Source organism: Simplicispira sp. GW247-4R2A (genome assembly GCF_059424465.1).
The window spans coordinates 135,362-154,020 of the sequence record NZ_JBWKZM010000002.1; the positions used below are offsets into that span (position 1 = coordinate 135,362).

Annotated in this window: 15 protein-coding genes and 1 riboswitch; of the genes, 11 read left to right on the plus strand and 4 right to left on the minus strand. The window is 61.6% G+C overall.

All coding sequences use genetic code 11. The features are described from left to right. Positions 1-12: 12 nt before the first annotated feature. Positions 13-113, minus strand: a riboswitch (glycine riboswitch). Between the two features lie 231 nt (positions 114-344). From AC07ZH_RS02140 to AC07ZH_RS02180, 9 genes are all read left to right on the plus strand, one after another. Further along, a complete protein-coding gene (locus AC07ZH_RS02140; RefSeq protein WP_495198353.1) occupies positions 345-803 on the plus strand; it encodes an Lrp/AsnC family transcriptional regulator in 459 nt (152 codons plus the stop codon). 22 nt (positions 804-825) lie between these two features. Then, positions 826-1,746 carry a LysR family transcriptional regulator gene (locus AC07ZH_RS02145; RefSeq protein WP_495198354.1) on the plus strand — a complete coding sequence of 307 codons (921 nt, stop codon included), beginning with the start codon at positions 826-828 and terminating at the stop codon, positions 1,744-1,746. 317 nt (positions 1,747-2,063) lie between these two features. Continuing rightward, positions 2,064-2,888 carry a putative hydro-lyase gene (locus tag AC07ZH_RS02150; protein ID WP_425453067.1) on the plus strand — a complete coding sequence of 275 codons (825 nt, stop codon included), beginning with the start codon at positions 2,064-2,066 and terminating at the stop codon, positions 2,886-2,888. 32 nt (positions 2,889-2,920) lie between these two features. Further along, entirely contained in the window at positions 2,921-3,865 is a 945-nt protein-coding gene (locus AC07ZH_RS02155) for a TRAP transporter substrate-binding protein (RefSeq protein WP_495198355.1), read from the plus strand. Positions 3,866-3,969: 104 nt separating this feature from the next. Further along, positions 3,970-4,482, plus strand: a complete 513-nt coding sequence (locus AC07ZH_RS02160) for a TRAP transporter small permease (protein WP_495198356.1) — start codon at positions 3,970-3,972, stop codon at positions 4,480-4,482. Positions 4,483-4,498: 16 nt separating this feature from the next. Then, positions 4,499-5,800, plus strand: coding sequence for a TRAP transporter large permease (locus AC07ZH_RS02165; RefSeq protein WP_425453088.1), 1,302 nt, complete (start codon positions 4,499-4,501; stop codon positions 5,798-5,800). Between the two features lie 102 nt (positions 5,801-5,902). Then, entirely contained in the window at positions 5,903-6,868 is a 966-nt protein-coding gene (locus AC07ZH_RS02170; protein WP_495198357.1) for a TRAP transporter substrate-binding protein, read from the plus strand. A gap of 3 nt (positions 6,869-6,871) precedes the next feature. Further along, entirely contained in the window at positions 6,872-10,534 is a 3,663-nt protein-coding gene (locus AC07ZH_RS02175) for a hydantoinase B/oxoprolinase family protein (protein WP_495198358.1), read from the plus strand. Positions 10,535-10,761: 227 nt separating this feature from the next. Then, positions 10,762-12,291 (plus strand): methyl-accepting chemotaxis protein, encoded by a 1,530-nt coding sequence (locus tag AC07ZH_RS02180; RefSeq protein ID WP_495198359.1) that lies wholly within the window; start codon positions 10,762-10,764, stop codon positions 12,289-12,291. Between the two features lie 125 nt (positions 12,292-12,416). On the opposite strand, the gene AC07ZH_RS02185 is transcribed toward AC07ZH_RS02180, so the two are convergent. Then, entirely contained in the window at positions 12,417-14,123 is a 1,707-nt protein-coding gene (locus tag AC07ZH_RS02185) for an electron transfer flavoprotein-ubiquinone oxidoreductase (RefSeq protein ID WP_495198360.1), read from the minus strand. Between the two features lie 141 nt (positions 14,124-14,264). Between AC07ZH_RS02185 and AC07ZH_RS02190 the strand changes: the two genes are divergently transcribed. Both AC07ZH_RS02190 and AC07ZH_RS02195 read left to right on the plus strand, forming a co-directional pair. Then, positions 14,265-15,047 carry an SDR family oxidoreductase gene (locus AC07ZH_RS02190; protein WP_495198361.1) on the plus strand — a complete coding sequence of 261 codons (783 nt, stop codon included), beginning with the start codon at positions 14,265-14,267 and terminating at the stop codon, positions 15,045-15,047. Positions 15,048-15,198: 151 nt separating this feature from the next. Next, positions 15,199-15,621: an acyl-CoA thioesterase gene (locus AC07ZH_RS02195; protein ID WP_495198362.1), complete on the plus strand. Its 423-nt coding sequence runs from the start codon at positions 15,199-15,201 to the stop codon at positions 15,619-15,621. A gap of 98 nt (positions 15,622-15,719) precedes the next feature. On the opposite strand, the gene AC07ZH_RS02200 is transcribed toward AC07ZH_RS02195, so the two are convergent. The 3 genes from AC07ZH_RS02200 to AC07ZH_RS02210 all read right to left on the minus strand — a co-directional run bounded on the left by AC07ZH_RS02200 (position 15,720) and on the right by AC07ZH_RS02210 (position 18,641). Continuing rightward, positions 15,720-16,310, minus strand: coding sequence for a peroxidase-related enzyme (locus AC07ZH_RS02200; protein ID WP_119107916.1), 591 nt, complete (start codon positions 16,308-16,310; stop codon positions 15,720-15,722). A 125-nt stretch (positions 16,311-16,435) separates the two neighbouring features. Continuing rightward, positions 16,436-17,884 (minus strand): catalase, encoded by a 1,449-nt coding sequence (locus AC07ZH_RS02205; RefSeq protein WP_495198363.1) that lies wholly within the window; start codon positions 17,882-17,884, stop codon positions 16,436-16,438. Between the two features lie 214 nt (positions 17,885-18,098). Then, positions 18,099-18,641: a PAS and helix-turn-helix domain-containing protein gene (locus AC07ZH_RS02210; protein WP_119107915.1), complete on the minus strand. Its 543-nt coding sequence runs from the start codon at positions 18,639-18,641 to the stop codon at positions 18,099-18,101. Between the last annotated feature and the right edge of the window lie 18 nt (positions 18,642-18,659).

Below are 18,659 nucleotides of genomic sequence, written 5' to 3' on the forward strand. Positions count from 1 at the left end.
CCGCATCGCTGCGGGCGGTTGCCAGTCCTTTTGCCTGAGCGTTCGGTGAACCTGCGCCTTCGGCGGCGCCGCAGCCCCGGTGCGGGGCGGGCGCTCTCTCCTGACCTGTGGAATTCTACGGCAGGCGCGCAGCAGGGGATGACCAGCCGGCAATTACCGGTCTGACTGTGCCCTGGCTAGTGGTAACCAGCCAGGGCCCCGGCAGTTCGTGCGTTCCGGTAAGAGCGCCTTGATGTCCACAGTGTGCCGGAAAGCTCAAAGACGAATTTGCTGAATTTCCGTCAATTTCCGAAAATTGAAGAATAATTTTCTGTATCGCAGAGTTTTATTGAATAATTTTGGATATGGATCGTCTCGACAGAAAAATTCTCGCTGTACTGCAACACAATGCCCGTGCCAGCCTGCAAGAGATTGGCCAAGCCGTGGGCCTGAGCCCCTCGCCGTGTTGGGGCCGCATCAAGAAGATGGAAGAGGCCGGCGTGATCGAGGGCTATACGGTGCGCATCAACCCGCAGGCGCTGGATCTGGCCGATACGGTGCTGGTGCAGGTCACGCTCGACAGCCATTCCGACAACACGCTGGAGAAGTTTGGCGAGATCCTCGCCAGCATTCCCGAGGTGATCGAGGCGCATCTGGTCTCGGGCGACTACGACTATTTGCTGCGTGTGGTGGTGAAAGATACGCGCGATTACGAGCGCCTCCTGCGCGAAAAACTCTACAAAATCAAAGGCATACGGCACAGCCGTTCCAGCTTCGTCCTGCGTACCTTGAAGAAGGCAGACCTTCCCCTGGAAATCTATTGACTCTGCATTGCCTGAGACCGCCATGAATTTGCGATTTGTTGAAGCCTTCTATTGGGTCGCCGCCCTCAAGAGCGTGACGCGCGCGGCAGACAAGTTGTTTCTTACGCAGTCGGCCATGTCGAGCCGGGTAGCAGCACTGGAAGACGAGTTGGGCGTCGTTCTGCTTGACCGCCGGGACAAGCAGTTCAAGCTGACCGTAGCAGGAACACGTTTCCTTGTGTATGCCAAGCGCATGCTTGAACTGCAGCGACAGCTCAAAGCCGAAATGGGCTCGGGCGCGCCGCTGGAGGTTTCGATTCGTCTTGGTGTCATTGAATCCGTTCTGCATTCCTGGTTGATCCCGTGGGTGGAGCAATTGCGCCGGGACAACCCGCTGCTTGAACTGGAACTGACGGTGGAGACGACCCCTGTTCTTCTGGACCAGATCAGGCGCGGCATGCTCGATGCCAGCTTTGCGGCGCTGCCAGTTTCGGGCGATGGAATACGCACGCAGGCGCTCGCGCCCATGGAAATGGTGTTTGTCGGAAATCGGAAACTGCACAGAAAACGCAGCTATGCGCTTGGCGACTTTGCTGCGACCGATATTCTTACGTTCCAGCGTGGCTCGCAGCCGCACGTGTATCTGCTCGATCTGTTCCGAAATGCGCAAGTGGAACCGCGCTGCGTGCACGCGATTTCATCCATTTCGGCAATGGTGCAGCTCGTGCAGGCGGGATTTGGGGTAGCGACGCTGCCTCGGCAAGCGGTGGAGCGAATGCTGTCGTTTCCAGACCTGCGTGCACTGCCTTGTGAGGTAACGCTCAAACCGCTACCGATTCATTTGAGCTACCACGAAGATCCTGCGTCCGCCGCTGCAGAAACGGTGGTGCGTTCTGCGTTGGCATTCATTGACGCGCACAAGCTGTTGACTGCGCTGGACACCTTGCCTGTTCAGAACAAGTAGATCCGGCGGCGTTATGCGCACGGCCCCGGTCTGCTGCCCTGGACGTTGCATCGCAAAAGGTGTCCGACGTTCTCGCAGATGGCACGCCGAGCCCTTGCTTCTGGTTTCGCCGTGAGCCTTTGAAAACCTCCGTAAAAACCCTCAGAGAAAAACCTAGGGATATCCCTATGTTTTTCTCTGAGGTGGGCCGCTCCTCTGTAATGCATCGAAAAAATCGATGCATTGACAAGAAATTTTTGAGTTTGCCAGCGCGATTCCAGGCCAACACAATCCGCCCAACGTCATGCATTTGACTTCTCTCAATGCAAGGAAATACGGTGGATTCAACTCAAGAACAAGTGCTTGCGGTCTTTGGAGCCGAGGGCAGCAGCAACCCGCATCAGGTACGTGACGCCATCCGCCGGGGCCTGTGGACCTCGCATACCAGTGGTCTGGCAGACGGCCACGTGCAGGGCAACGTGGTCATCCTGCCCAAGGTGCTTGCCTGTGATTTTCTGCGGTTCTGTCAGCGCAACCCCAAGCCCTGTCCGGTGTTGGCCGTGAGCGAGCCCGGCCAGTTCACCCTGCCTTCGCTGGGTGAGGGCATCGATATCCGCAGCGACGTGCCGCTGTACCGCATCTGGCGCCATGGAGAGCCAGCGGAGGAGGTCGCGGACATTGTCAGCGTCTGGCGGCCGGACCTGGTCACCTTCATCCTCGGTTGCTCGTTCTCCTTCGAGTACGCGTTGATCGAGGCTGGAATTCGCCTGCGCCACGTCGACGAAGGCAAGAACGTCGCCATGTTCCGCACCAATGTGCAAACCGTGCCGGCCGGCCCCTTTGGCGGGGCCATGGTGGTGACCATGCGCCCCATGCCTGCCGCCGATGTGATCCGCGCCGTGCAAGTCACCTCGCGCTTTCCCAACGTGCATGGGGCACCGGTGCATATCGGTGACCCGGCGCTGATCGGTATCGCCGATCTGGCCCGCCCCGACTACGGCGACGCCGTATCGCTGATGCCTGGCGACATCCCGGTTTTCTGGGCCTGCGGGGTGACGCCGCAGTCGGTCATCCTGAATGCGCAGCCGCCTTTTTGCATCACGCATGCGCCGGGGTGCATGTTGGTCACCGATCTTCTGAACCACCAGCTAGCCAGTTTTTAAAGGAGATAGACATGAAGAAATTTGCACTGTGCATGACGGCCGCCCTGAGCATGTGGGGCGCCCACGCCGAAGTTAAATGGGACCTGCCGACCGGCTACGGGGCCAACACGTTCCAGACGGAGAACGTGCAGCAGTTTGCCAAGGACGTCGACAAGGCGACAGGTGGACAGCTCAAGATCACACTGCACCCCGGAGGTTCGCTCTACAAGGCGAATGAAATCAAGCGAGCCGTTCAAACGGGTCAGGTTCCGGCCGCCGAGTTCATTCTTTCGGGGGCATCGAATGAGAACCCGCTGTTCGGTATCGATTCTGTGCCGTTCCTGGCAACCAACTATGCCCAGTCCAAGCGGCTGTATCTGGCGGCCAAGCCCGCGCAGGACAAGTTGCTCGCCTCGCAAGGCCTGAAGGTTCTGTTTACCGTGCCGTGGCCGGGCCAGTCGCTGTATTCGCTCAAGCCGGTGACCACACCCGCCGATTTCGTCGGAACGCGCATGCGTGCCTACAACCCGGCCACGACCAAAATCGCTGAAATGCTCAAGGCGCAGCCGGTCACGATCCAGCTCTCGGAACTGGGGCAAGCGCTGGCGACCAATACGGTCCAGAATTTTCTGACTTCGAGTGCGAGCGGTGTCGAGTCCAAACTGTATGAGCAGGTGAAATATTTTTATCCGGTCAGTGCGTGGTTGCCGCGCAATGCCACGGTGGTGAACATCAAGGCGTTCGAGGCGCTCGACAAGCCTGCCCAGGAGGCGGTCATGAAAGCTGCCGCGGACGCGGAAGCACGCGGTTGGGCCGCCAGTGAAAAACTCGATTCCGAGTACATCAAGGAGCTGGGTGCCAAGGGCATGGTGATTGGCGAGCCCAGCGATGCCATCAAGAAGACCCTCGCCGATATCGGCGAGAAGATGACCGCGGACTGGATCAAGTCGGTCGGGCCGGATGGCAAGGCCATTGTCGACGCCTATCGCAAGCCATAGAGCCACCAACGCTGCGGGTGACATTCGCGAGGCCCGCAACCCTGTGCTTGCAGCGCAGGACCAGCGAAAACCAATACGTTTATTCAGCGGCAAGGGAGCACGCGATGGACCACTTCGTCCGAAATTTCTACAGGCTGCTGATGGTGCTCTCAGGCATCTCCATGGTGGCAGCCTTTGTCATCGTCATCTTGGGCGTCATTTCACGCGAGGTGCCGTTCATTGCGATCAATGGACTGGATGCGTATGCGGGATATGCCATTGCAGCGGCGCTGTTCTTTGCGCTGCCAACAACGCTGGTGAACGGCGACCACATTCGCGTCACCTTGGTTATCAACCGCCTGTCGCCAAGAGGCCGGGGAATATTCGAGATCGGTTGCCTGTTTGCGGCAACTGCTCTTGCATTGTTCGTTGCATGGTATGCGTGCCGGGCGGTCTGGATCTCCTACATCACCCACGACGTATCGCCTGCTGCAGACGCGTCGCCGCTGTGGATTCCGCAGATCAGCATGGCCATCGGTTGCCTCGGCTTCGTACTGTCTTTTGTGCATGCGCTGCTGCTGTGTTTGCGGGGCGGCGCTCTGATTGCTGAAGGCGGCGAGGCCGCACGTACCGAATAGCCTGACAGGAACACCCATCATGGATTTGATTATTGCCGTTGCGCTCGTTGTGCTGCTGTTTGCAGTGCTTGGTTCGGGATTGTGGATTGGCCTGTCGCTGTTGGGCGTGGGGCTGATCGGCATGGAGCTTTTCACCAGCCGTCCGGTGGGCGACAGCATGATGCTGACCATCTGGGGCTCTACGTCGACCTGGACGCTGACCGCGCTTCCCCTGTTCTTGTGGATGGGCGAGATATTGTTTCGAAGCCACCTTTCGGACAACATGTTCAAAGGGCTGGCGCCTTGGCTGGATCGGCTTCCCGGCCGGTTGCTGCACACCAACGTGGTGGGCTGCACCATTTTCGCGGCGATCTCCGGTTCCTCTGCCGCAACCTGCGCCACCATCGGAAAGATCACGCTGCCGGAGTTGAAGAAGCGCGGCTACCCCGACGACATTTCGGTGGGGACCTTGGCTGGCGCCAGTACGCTGGGCCTGTTGATTCCGCCTTCCATCATCATGATCGTGTACGGCGTAGCGGCCAACGTGTCCATCGGCAAGCTTTTTCTGGCCGGCATCATTCCAGGTCTGGTTCTGGGGGCCCTGTTCATGGGCTACATCGTCGTCTGGGCCTTGCTGAACAAGGACAAGGTCCCCGCGCCGGATGCGCCCACCACCTTCGTGCAAAAGCTGCATGCCTCGCGCTTTCTGATTCCGGTGGTGTCGCTCATCGTGCTGGTGCTCGGCGGTATCTACACCGGTATTGCTACCGCCACCGAGGCCGCTGCGCTGGGGGTTGCAGGGTCTTTGTTGCTGGCCACGATCGAGGGCTCGCTGAGCTGGGAGCGCTTCAAGGACGGACTGGTGGCCGCATGCCGCGTCTACTGCATGATCGGTCTGATCCTGGCAGGGGCCGCGTTTCTTACGCTCTCCATGGGTTTCATCGGCCTGCCGCGACACCTTGCGGAATTCATTGGTTCGCTGCATCTGGCACCTTTTGCGCTGATGGTGCTGCTGGTGATCTTCTTCATCGTGCTCGGCTGCTTTCTGGACGGAATCTCCATGGTGGTGCTGACCATCGCCGTGCTGCTGCCCACCGTGCAGGCGGCAGGGTTTGACCTGCTGTGGTTCGGCATCTTCATCGTGCTGGTGGTGGAGATGGCGCAAATCACGCCGCCCGTGGGCTTCAACCTGTTCGTGCTGCAGGGGCTCACCCGGCGAGAGGTGACCTGGATTGCACGCACCGCGATGCCGCTCTTCTTCCTGATGCTGGTAGCCGTGCTCATCACCTACTTCGCACCCGACATCGTGCTCTGGCTGCCACACCAGATGCAGAACTGAAGACGTTTGCAAGACCCGGCGCAAGGCGCAGAGCCTCTGCCAGCGTGCGCGGCGGTGGCGCCCACGGACGAATCGCCCGACCCTTTTCACAAGGAGCTTTGCATGAAAGTCATCTTGATGGCGGCAGCGTTGTTCGCTGTTCCTGTCCTGCATGCGCAGACCCAGTGGCAGCTGGCTACCGGCTATGGGGTCAACACGTTCCATACCCGCAACCTGGTGCAGTTCGCGAACGATGTCGATCAAGCTACCCAGGGCGGGTTGCACATCGATGTGCACCCGAACAACACGCTGGTGAAACTGGCCGAGATTCCGAAAGCGGTTGAGAGCGGCAAGGTGCAGGCGGGCGAGGCGATCATGACCAGCTTTGTGGGCGAGGTTCCGATCGCGGGTGCCGACGCCGTGCCGTTCGTGGTTCGTACCTATGCAGACGCCAGGCGCATGTGGCAGCTGCAACGGCCGCTGATCGACGCGCATTTCAAAGCAATCGGCTTGAAAGCCCTGTACGCGGTGGCGTGGCCACCACAAGGGCTCTTCTCCATCGCACCGGTGCGCAGCAAAAGCGATTTCCAAGGGACACGCATGCGCACCTACAACCCGACCACGGTGCGCATCGCGCAGCTGCTGGGTACGCAACCGGTGGATGTTCCCATGGTGGGCGTCCATCGCGCGCTGTCCGCCAATCGGCTCGATTCGATGATCACTTCCGCTTTGACCGGTGTGGAAAACGAGGTCTGGGGAAAGATCAAGTACTACTACGACATCAATGCCTGGTTCCCCAAGAACATCGTGTTTGTGAACCAGAAGGCCTTCGACGCACTGACGCCGGCCATGCAGCAGGCGCTTGTGACGGCCGCCGCCGATGCCGAAAAGCGCGGCTGGGCTATGAGCCAGGCCGCCGCCGAGGCGTCCGTTACAGAACTCCAGCACAACGGAATCCAGGTGGAGCGCGTACCGCCTGATTTCGATGCAGATCTCAAGCGCCTGGGAGAACGCTTTTCCCGTGAATGGGTAAACAGCGTCGGCTATGAAGCCACCAAGATTTTCATTCCTTATTACTTCGAACGTTGAACCATGGCTCTCAATACCACGCAAACTTCCTCCTCGACCCATGCCAGCCGCTGGCAGTTCTGGATAGACCGAGGCGGTACCTTTACCGATATCGTCGCCAAGGCTCCCGATGGTTCTCTGTTCACCCACAAGCTGTTGTCGGAGAACACCGAACAGTACCGGGATGCGGCTGTGGCGGGCATACGCCACCTTTTGGGGGTTGCACCTGGCCAGCCAGTCACATCCGATCTGGTCGAGTGCGTGAAGATGGGAACCACGGTTGCCACCAATGCGTTGCTGGAGCGCAAGGGCGAGCGCACCTTGCTGGTCACGACGCGCGGATTTCGCGATGCGCTGCGCATTGCCTACCAGAACCGGCCACGCCTATTCGACCGGGAGATTCATCTGCCTGAACTGCTGTACAGCCAAGTGGTGGAAGCCAAGGAGCGTGTCGGCGCGCACGGCAAAGTGCTGGAGGCGCTGGACGAAGAGGCGCTGCGTGCCGACCTGGCCGGCGCCTACGCCAGTGGAATCCGCAGCCTGGCCATCGTATTCATGCATGGCTACCGGTATACGGAGCATGAAACCATCGCCAAGCGGCTTGCGCAGGAAGTTGGATTCACACAAATCAGCACCTCGCACGAAACCAGCCCCATGATGAAGTTCGTCAGCCGGGGCGATACCACGGTGGTCGATGCCTATCTCTCGCCCATCTTGCGGCGCTATGTCGATCAGGTGGCCAGCGAAATGCCCGGAGTCCGGCTGTTCTTCATGCAGTCGTCCGGTGGCCTGACCGACGCCAACCTGTTTCAGGGAAAGGATGCGATCCTGAGTGGCCCTGCCGGTGGCATTGTGGGCATGGCGCGTACGGCAGCCATAGCAGGGCAGGGGCGGGTTATTGGCTTCGACATGGGCGGCACATCGACCGATGTGAGCCACTATGCAGGCGCCTTTGAGCGCGAGTTCGAAACCCATGTGGCCGGCGTGCGCATGCGTGCTCCCATGATGAGCATCCACACGGTGGCTGCCGGTGGGGGGTCGCTGCTGACATACGACGGCGCGCGTTTCCGCGTTGGACCAGAGAGCGCAGGCGCCAACCCGGGTCCGGTCAGCTACCGCCGCGGGGGGCCGCTCGCTGTGACGGATGCGAACGTCATGGTGGGCAAGGTCCAGCCCCGGTATTTCCCCAAGGTGTTTGGTGCAAATGCCGACGAGGCGCTAGACGCAGACGCCGTGCGCGCCAAATTTGCTGAACTGGCGGCCACCACCCACCGCAAGCCAGAAGAAGTAGCGGAAGGCTTCATCCAGATCGCGGTCCAGCAGATGGCCAACGCGATCAAGAAGATCAGTGTGGCGCGCGGGTACGACGTAACGCGCTACACGCTGCAATGCTTCGGCGGCGCGGGTGGGCAGCACGCGTGCCAGGTGGCCGATGCCTTGGGCATGTCGCGCGTGTTTGTGCATCCCTTGGCGGGCGTTCTGTCTGCCTACGGCATGGGTCTGGCGGACCAGACAGTGATCCGTGAGCAGGCAGTGGAGATGCTGCTCGATACCCAGAATCTGCCGCTGATCGCGGAGCGACTCGAAGCGCTGGGCGCATCCGCCCAGACCGAACTGGAGTCCCAGCAGGTGGGGAACAACCCAGTCGCCGTCCACCACAACGTTCACGTGCGTTATGAAGGCACGGATTCGGCTCTGATCGTGCCGTTTGGCGATATCGATTCGATCAAACAGGCGTTTGAGGCGGCTTACCGGCAGCGTTTCGCGTTCCTGATGCAAGGAAAGCGCCTGGTGGTGGAAGCGGTATCCGTGGAGGCCGTGATTGCCGGCGACGCGCCCGAAGAGCCGAGGATGGATGTGCACCCTGAGCGCGCGGTGCCGCTGCGCGAGAAAGCGCCCATGTATTCCGGCGGCCAATGGCACCAAGCGGCCTTGGTCGTGCGCGAGGACCTGCGGCCTGGCGACGTGATTCCCGGACCAGCGATCATTGCCGAGAAGAACACCACCACCGTGGTGGAGCCCGGCTGGTCGGCCCGCCTGACGGACCGAGACCACCTGGTGCTCGACCGTGTCGAGGCGCGCGCCCTGCAATACGCCGCCGGTACCACGGTGGACCCGGTGCTGCTGGAAGTGTTCAACAACCTCTTCATGAACATTGCCGAGCAAATGGGCCTGCAACTGCAGAACACCGCCTACTCGGTCAACATCAAGGAACGGCTCGACTTCAGCTGTGCGCTGTTCGATGCCGAAGGCAATCTGATCGCCAATGCGCCGCACATGCCGGTGCACCTGGGCTCCATGGGCGAGAGCATCAAGACAGTGATTCGCGAGAACGCTGGGCGCATGCACCGGGGCGACGTGTACATGCTCAACGACCCGTACCACGGAGGCACGCATTTGCCCGACGTGACGGTGATCACGCCGGTGTATGTATCGGACGCGAACGCGCCCACGTTTTACGTGGGAAGCCGCGGGCACCATGCCGATATCGGCGGCACGACCCCAGGTTCCATGCCGCCGTTTTCCACCCGCATCGAAGAAGAGGGCGTGCAGCTCAACAACGTCAAGCTGGTGGACCGTGGCACTTTGCGGGAGACCGAAGTGTTGGCGCTGCTTGCCACGGGCGGCGGCACCACGCCGTACCCCAGCCGAAATCCTGCGCAGAACATGGCAGACCTGCGTGCGCAGATTGCGGCCAATGAAAAGGGCGTACAGGAACTCACCCGCATGGTGGAGCAGTTCGGCCTGGACGTCGTGCAGGCTTACATGGGCCACGTGCAGGACAACGCCGAAGAGTCGGTGCGGCGCGTCATCACGCACCTCAAAAGTGGCCGCTTTACGCTGCCACTGGACAACGGCGCGCAGATCAGCGTGTCGATTGAAGTGAATGCCACAGAGCGCAGCGCGGTAATTGACTTTTCCGACACCAGCGCGCAACAGACGAACAATTTCAATGCGCCTCGTGCGGTGTGCATGGCGGCGGTGTTGTACGTGTTCCGCACATTGGTGGACGACGATATTCCACTCAACGCCGGCTGTCTCAAACCACTCGAGGTAGTCATTCCGCAGGGCTCCATGCTGAACCCCAATCCTCCGGCTTCCGTGGTGGCGGGCAATGTGGAAACGTCCACCTGCATCACCAATGCCCTGTTCGGTGCGCTGGGCGTGATGGCGGGCAGCCAGCCCACCATGAACAACTTTACCTTTGGCAATGCGCGGTACCAGTACTACGAAACCATTGCCGGCGGCAGTGGCGCTGGCGCTGTGCTGGATGCCAATGGAGCGGCCTTGCGCGGCTTTGACGGTACCGGCGTCGTGCAGACCAACATGACCAACTCGCGTCTGACCGACCCGGAAATTCTGGAGTTCCGCTTCCCGGTGCTTCTGGAGAGCTTCGAGATCGCCCAGGGTTCGGGTGGTGCCGGGCGATGGACCGGTGGTGATGGTGGCGTGCGCAGGCTGCGTTTCCTCGAGCCGATGACGGCCAGCATTTTGTCCAACGGCCGAGTCCATGCTGCTTTCGGCATGGCCGGCGGGGCGCCGGGCCGCCCTGGCGCCAACCGGGTGGTGCGCGCCAATGGCGACATCGAGGCGCTTGGCCACATCGGTGAGGCTGAGATGGCTGCGGGCGATGTCTTTGAGATCGCGACGCCTGGCGGCGGCGGGTTCGGCGCGCCAGGTGCTTGAGTGTCTTGCGAGGAGGGCGCCTTGTTCGCTGGGGATGCGGCGGCGCCAACAGCGTTTGCACAACCGTTTTGCTGGGCTCTGTGGAATGCAAAGGAATCAAAATGAACCACTTGCCTGCTGTGCCGGTATATGGATGTTTGGGCAGCAGCACTGAAGCCGGCCTCCCGGCGGATGTTGCGGCTGTGCGCGCCCCATCGCCGGCGCCTGGGCGAAGGGTTGGCTTGAGCGTGGGCCAGAAACTGGCGCTCAGCTTTGGCCTGCTGGGGCTGGCGGTGGCGGTTCTGGGCGCGGCCACCTGGTTCACCGGAGAGGCCACGCAGCATCAGGCGGGCTTGCTGGTGCGCGAACAGTTGCCCATAGAGCGCGCCGTGCGCGACTGGAAAACCCAGTCCGTGCTGATTGGTCAGATTGCGTTGCGCGCCACGGCGACGCAGGAAGTGTTTCCCCTGCTGACCGAAATGCGCGCGCAGTTGGTCAAGGAGGAGGCATCGCGCAAGCGCATCGAAGCGGCGCGCGCGCAGTCTTCCACGCGCGATGCGACCGAGCTGGTCTGGGCGGCTGTGCTGGCTCAGCGCGCCCAATACAGCGCGCTGCGCGACGCGCTAATGAAGAATGCGCTGGAATCCAAGATCGCCAGCCAGAAAGACTTGGCCGAGCATGCCCAGGCGCTGACCGCGTACCTGGGCGCGATTGACCAACTGCTGGTCGATTCCGAAAAGGCGTCACTGGCCGAAGGAGACGCAATGATTGCGGGCGCCTCGCGCGCCCAATGGATCAGCGGCGTGGCGGTGTTGATCGTGCTGGTGTTGTCGGCGCTGTTCGGCTGGCTACTGCGCCGCTCCATCGTGTTGCCGCTGCGCCAGGCGTCAGAGGCGGCGACTACGGTGGCGCGTGGGGATCTCACGGTGCATCTGGAGACGGAGCGCGGCGATGAAATCGGCCAGCTTCTCACGGCGTTGAACCAGATGGTGGCGTCCCTGCATTTCGTCGTCACCGAGGTGCGCGATTCTGGCGACTCCATCCATACGGCCGCGGTGGAGGTGGCCGCCGGCAATGCCGACCTGAGCGCGCGCACCGAACATGCCGCCAGCAACCTCCAACAGACCGCCGCCAGCATCACCCAGCTCGCGCAGATGGTGTCCGCCAACGCGGAAAGCACCCGCCAGGCCAATGTGCTGGCGTCCGACGCCTCGCAGGTGGCCGGCAAGGGCGGCGCGGTGGTGAGTCAGGTCGTCAGGACCATGGAGGACGTGAACGCCAGCAGCCAGAAGATTGCCGAAATCGTCGGCATCATTGACGGCATTGCTTTCCAGACCAACATCCTGGCACTCAACGCGGCCGTTGAGGCGGCACGTGCTGGCGAGCAGGGCCGGGGTTTTGCCGTGGTGGCCAGCGAGGTGCGCGCGCTGGCGGGGCGCAGCAGCGCGGCGGCGCGCGAAATTCGCGTTCTGATTTCCGACAGCGTGACCAAGGCCAGCGATGGAGCGAAGCTGGTGGTGGCGGCAGGCAGCGCCATGGGGGATATCGTGCGCAGCGTGGAACGCGTCAGCACGCTGATGTCGGAGATTTACGCCGCCTCCACCGAGCAGAGCGAGCAGATTGGGCAGGTAAGCCAGTCGGTGGACCAGCTCGACCAGATGACGCAACAGAACGCGGCGCTGGTGGAAGAGGGGGCGGCCGCTGCCCAGAGCCTCAAGGAACAAGCCAACCGGCTCGCCGGTGCGATGGGCCAGTTTGTGCTGTCCCCGGCGGCTTGACGCATTCGCGGGAGGAAGCCGAAGCGCTGCACCACGCCAACGCCTTCCACCGTGAAAGTTTCAAGGGAAAACAGCCTCTATCGCAGGTAGATAAAGGGCTCTTTGCTATCGAATTTGATGCGTTGTCACATCCCCGAGTAGTTCGGCCCGCCACCGCCCTCGGGAGGAATCCAGACAATGTTCTGCGTCGGATCCTTGATGTCGCAGGTTTTGCAGTGCACGCAGTTTTGCGCGTTGATCTGCAGGCGCTGTGCATTGCCGCCCTTGGCCTCGTCCGGCACGAACTCGTACACGCCGGCCGGGCAGTAGCGCTGCTCGGGGCCGGCGTATTTCGCCAGGTTGATGGCCGCCGGCACGCTGGCGTCCTTGAGCGTGAGGTGCGCCGGCTGGTTCTCGGCGTGGTTGGTGTTGCTGATGAATACGCTGGAGAGCCGGTCAAAGGTGAGTTTTCCATCGGGTTTCGGATACACGATGGGCTTGCATTCGGCGGCGGGCTTGAGGTAGGCGTGGTCGGGCTTGTCGCGGTGCAGCGTCCAGGGAATGCTGCCTTTGAGCACGAATTGCTCGATGCCGTTCATCAGCGTGGCGGTGGTCAGGCCCTTCTTGAACCAGGCCTTGAAGTTGCGCGCCTTGTTCAGCTCGGTGTAGAGCCAGCTTTCTTCAAATGCCTTGGGGTAGGCGGTCAGCTCGTCGTGCTGGCGGCCGGCGGCAATCGCGTCGAATGCCGCTTCTGCCGCCAGCATGCCGGTCTTGATGGCGGCGTGGCTGCCCTTGATGCGGCTCACATTCAGGTAACCCGCCTCGCAGCCCACCAGCGCACCACCGGGGAACACGGTCTTGGGCAGGCTCAGCAGGCCGCCCGCCGTGATGGCGCGTGCGCCGTAACCAATGCGCTTGGCTGGTTTGATGCCCTTGGATTCATCGCCTTCTAGGTACCAGCGAATGTTCGGGTGCGTCTTCCAGCGCTGGAATTCCTCGAACGGGCTGAGGTAGGGGTTGCTGTAGTCCAGCCCCGTAATGAAGCCCAGCGAAACCTTGTTGTCCTCGGCGTGGTACAGAAAGGCACCGCCATAGGTGTCGCTGTCCATGGGCCAGCCGGCGGTGTGCAGCACAAAGCCGGGCTGGTGGCGGGCCGGGTCGATCTCCCACAGCTCCTTCACCCCCAGGCCGTAGGTTTGCGGATCGCACCCCTCATCGAGCTTGAAGCGGGCAATCAGCTGGCGGCCGAGGCTGCCACGTGCACCTTCGGCAAACACGGTGTACTTGGCGTGCAGCTCCATGCCAAGCTGGAAGTCGCCCGTCAATTCGTGGTCTTTGCCCACGCCCATGTTGCCGGTGGCCACGCCCTTGACGCTGCCGTTGTCGTTGTAGAGCACTTCGGCGGCGGGGAAGCCGGGGAAAATCTCCACGCCCAGCGCTTCCGCCTGCTCGGCCAGCCAGCGCGTGACATTGCCCAGGCTGACGATGTAATTGCCGTGGTTCTGAAAGCACTTGGGCAAAAAGAGGTTGGGCGTGCGGAACGACGATTTTTCGCTCAGGAACACCATGGCGTCGCCGGTCACGGGCTGGTTGAGCGGGGCGCCGCGCTCCTTCCAGTCGGGGAACAGCTCGGTCAGGGCCTTCGGGTCCATGATGGCGCCAGACAGAATGTGCGCGCCCGGCTCGGAGCCCTTCTCAAGCACCACCACCGAAACTTCTTTCGCGTGCTGCGCGGCGAGCTGCTTGAGCCGGATGGCGGTGGACAGGCCCGCCGGCCCGCCGCCGACGATCACCACGTCGTATTCCATGGATTCACGGGGGCCGTGGGCGCTGAGGATTTCTTCGTTGGTCATGGCGTGGGATCTGCGTTTGATAATGAAGGGGATTCTCCCGGCAGCGCATGGGGCGCAACTGTCCGGCATGCGACCGATTGTATGCAACGGCGATGATAAAAGAACGACCGTTCTATTTTTGATTTTTCAAGGAGTGCAGTGATGGCCTACAGCATCGATCTCTCGGGCCGTGTGGCCTTTGTCACCGGCGCGTCCAGCGGCCTTGGGGCGCAGTTTGCGCGCACCCTGGCCAAGGCCGGCGCTGGCGTGGTGCTGGCGAGCCGCCGCATAGAGAAACTCAAGGAACTGCGCGCCCGTATCGAGGGCGAGGGCGGCGACGCGCACGTGATCGAGCTGGATGTGACCGATTTCGATTCCATCAAATCCGCCGTGGCGCATGCCGAGACGGAGATGGGCTCCATCGACATCCTGGTCAACAACTCGGGCGTCTCCACCACGCAGCGCCTGCAGGATGTGACACCCGACGACTACGACTACATCTTCGACACCAACGTCAAAGGCGCCTTTTTCGTCGCGCAGGAAGTCGGCAAGCGCATGCTGGCGCGCTCGCGCGGTGCCGCGCCCGGCAGCTTTACCGGTGGGCGCATCATCAATATCGCTTCCATGGCGGGGCTCAAGGTGCTGCCGCAGATTGGCGCCTACTGCATGAGCAAGGCGGCCGTGGTGCAAATGACCAAGGCGATGGCGCTTGAATGGGGGCGTTTTGGCATCAATGTGAACGCGCTGTGCCCCGGCTACATCGACACCGAGATCAACCACGACCACTGGCACACCGAGCACGGCCAGAAACTTGTTGCCATGCTGCCGCGCAAGCGCGTGGGCCAGCCGCAAGACCTGGACGCGCTGATCGTCATGCTGGCCAGCGACCAGAGCCATTTTGTCAATGGCGCGGTGATTGCCGCCGACGACGGTTTTGCGGTTTGAATTCCCCCTGCTTCGCTTCGTGCCTTCCCCCAAGGGGGACACCTCCGGTGGACTGGCGAAGCCAGATCCACGGCGGCACTGGTATTGGCGCGCGCCAGTTTTTGCGCTTCGCATCACGCCAGGCCTTCCTAGCTTTAACCGGTTGCATTCCATGAAAATCGATATCCCCGAACACAAGAAGCTGGTGCACGAAATGCGCTTTCCCGTGCGCTGGGGCGACATGGACGCCATGGGCCATGTGAACAACACGGTGTACTTCCGCTACCTGGAGACGGCACGCATCGACTGGATGGTGGCCGCGGGCTGCAACCCCGATCCGGCGGGCCAGGGGCCGGTCATCGTCAACGCTTTCTGTAACTTTTACCAGCAGCTCCAATATCCCGACGAGGTGCTGCTCAAGCTCTACGTCAGCGACCCGGGCCGCACCACGTTTGAAACCTGGGGAACGATGGAGCGCATTGCTGCGCCTGGCGTGGTCTGCGCAGCCGGCGGGGCGACGACCATCTGGGTGGATTTCCCCAGGCAGAAGGCGATGGACTTGCCCGGCTGGATGCGGGCGCTGGTGACGCCGTGAGCCGCGCGGTGGTGCGCAAGCGCCGCATTGTCAAAATTTCAAGGAAAATTGGCCTCTATCGCTTATCCCATAAGCGCTAGCAGCTATCAATTCAGGAGTTATTGCTTCTGCCGAGGCACGCGCCCCATCAGGTAGAACTCGGGATTTGGCTGCATGCCGGCAAAGCTGGCCATGCGGTTGGACAGGCCGAAGAACGCGGTGATGGCAGCAATGTCCCAGATGTCCTCGTCGTCAAAACCATGCGCGTGCAGCGCCTCGAAATCGCTGTCGTCAAGTTCGGCCGAGCGCAGACAGACCTTCATCGCAAAATCGAGCATGGCGCGCTGGCGTGGGCTGATATCGGCCTTGCGGTGGTTCACCGCCACCTGGTCGGCCACAAAAGGCTTCTTCTCGTGGATGCGCAGGATGGCGCCGTGGGCCACCACGCAGTACAGGCACTGGTTGGCCGCGCTGGTGGTGGTGACGATCATCTCCCGATCGCCCTTGGTGAGATGGCTGGTGCGGCCCGCGCTCTCGGGGTCCATCAGCGCGTCGTGGTAGGCAAAGAAGGCGCGCCACTCTGCGGGGCGGCGCGCGAAGCCCAGAAATACGTTGGGGATGAAGCCCGCCTTTTCCTGCACTTCCAGCACTTTGGCCTTGATGTCGTCGGGCAGGGCGTTGAGGTCGGGCGCGGGGTAGCGGGCGGTCATGGGTGGGCTCCTTGGTTTCAGCTGTTGTCTCTGCCGGGAATGATACGTGCGGCCATCTTTGGGCAGAGGCGGGCACGAAAAAGGCGCCGGGCCGAAGCCGAGGGCCTTGCGTCATGCCGCGCTGCTTACTTGAGCGTGCCCGCCTTGAGTGCTGCGAGTGCCGCCGCCACGCCGGCGCCGTAGGCCGGGTCGGCCTGGGTGCAGTGGGCAATGTGGCGTTCCTGGATGGCCTTTGACGCGCCACCGACCGAGCGGGCGGTGTTGTCAAACAGCACTTGCTGCTTTTCCGGCGCCATCAAACGGAACAGGTTGCCCGGCTGCGTGTAATAGTCCTCGTCCACGCGGTGGTTCCAGTGGTCGGCAGCGCCTTCGAGCGACAGCGGTGGCTCGGCAAAGTCGGGCTGCTCCTGCAATGCACCCTTGCTATTGGGCTCGTAGCCCACCTCCGCGCCGTTGTTGCTGTCCACGCGCATCGCGCCGTCGCGGTGGTTGCTGTGGAACGGGCACTGGGGCGCATTCACCGGAATCTGGTGGTGGTTCACGCCCAGGCGGTAGCGCTGCGCGTCGCCATAGCTGAAAAGGCGCGACTGCAGCATCTTGTCGGGCGAGAAACCGATGCCCGGCACCACGTTGGCCGGGTTGAAGGCCAGTTGCTCGATTTCGGCAAAGTAGTTCTCGGCGTTGCGGTTGAGCTCCAACACGCCCACGTCGATCAGCGGGTAGTCGCCGTGCGGCCAGACTTTGGTCAGGTCAAAGGGGTTGAGGTGGTAGGTGGCCGCGTCTTTCTCGGGCATGACCTGGATCTTCAGGTTCCAGCGCGGGAAGTCCTTGTTGTCGATGGCGTTCAGTAAGTCGCTTTGCGAGCTTTCGCGGTCCTTGCCGACCAGGGCCTCGGCTTCGGCGTCGGTCAGGTTCTGGATGCCTTGCTGCGTGACGAGGTGGAACTTGACCCAGAAGCGCTCGTTCTTCGCATTGATCAGGCTGAAGGTGTGGCTGCCAAAGCCGTGCATGTGGCGGTAGGACTTGGGCAGGCCCCGGTCGCTCATCACGATGGTAATCTGGTGCAGCGCCTCGGGCAGCAGGGTCCAGAAGTCCCAGTTGTTCTCGGCGCTGCGCATGTTGGTGCGCGGGTCGCGCTTGACGGCGCGGTTCAGGTCGGGGAACTTGAGCGGGTCGCGCAGGAAGAACACCGGCGTGTTGTTGCCCACCAGGTCCCAGTTGCCTTCTTCGGTATAGAACTTCATGGCAAAGCCGCGTATGTCGCGCTCGGCGTCGGCAGCGCCGCGCTCGCCGGCCACGGTGGAAAAGCGCATCGCCAAAGGCGTTTTCTTGCCGATGGCTGAAAACAGCTTGGCCTTGCTGTAGCGCGTGATGTCGTGCGTGACGGTGAAGTGGCCAAACGCACCCGATCCCTTGGCATGCATGCGCCGTTCGGGGATCACTTCGCGGGCAAAGTGGGCGAGTTTTTCCAGGTGCCACACGTCCTGCAGCAGCATCGGGCCACGTGGCCCTGCTGTCATGACGTTCTGGTTGTCGGCAACAGGTGCGCCGGCGGCGGTGGTGAGCTTGGACATGGTGAATCCTTTCATACGAAAACAAAATATTGAGCGCTGGCTCCTGGCCAGATGGCAAGGGGCAGGGTCTCTATCCCAATTAATAGCTAATAACTATTAATGTGAATTTATTATTTTCATTTTCTATTAAAAGGGCAAGCCTTGGCCCATCGTATTTATGCAAGGCGGTGATAGCCGGTGCCTTTGAAGGCGGGCAGGGGTGAGAGTCTCGGCTTCAGCCCGTGACGAGTTTGTGCACCAAGTCCACGGCGGTGGATGCGCTGTATTTGCGCATCAGCCGGGCGCGGTAAATTTCTACGGTGCGGTGGCTGATGTCCAGAATTTTGCCAATTTCCTTGGACGTCAGACCTTCGAGCAGGCGTGCTGCCACCTCACGTTCGCGTCCTGTCAAACTGGATTTCACGGCGCGGCGCTCGCTCAGGTCTTCCAGCGTCCAGATGCCAGCAGCATGGGGATCGGCGCGGTCGAGCGCACGGCCCGAGACATGGCACCAGAACATCTCGCCGTTGGCCCGCTTCATGATGCGGTTGTCCGAGTAGTGCCCCTTGGCGTTCAGGATGGGTTCCATGTGCGCGCCCAGGCGTTCGTATTCCTCGGCGCTCGGGTAGAGAATGCGAAACGACTGCCCCACCAGCACCTCGCGCGAGGCACCAAACATGGCGCAGAGATGGTCGTTGCAGTCGATCATGTCCCGATTGCGGGACACCACCATGCCCACCGGGGCCATTTCAAATGCAAGACGATAGTCAATGGGCATGGTGAAAATATCTACGAA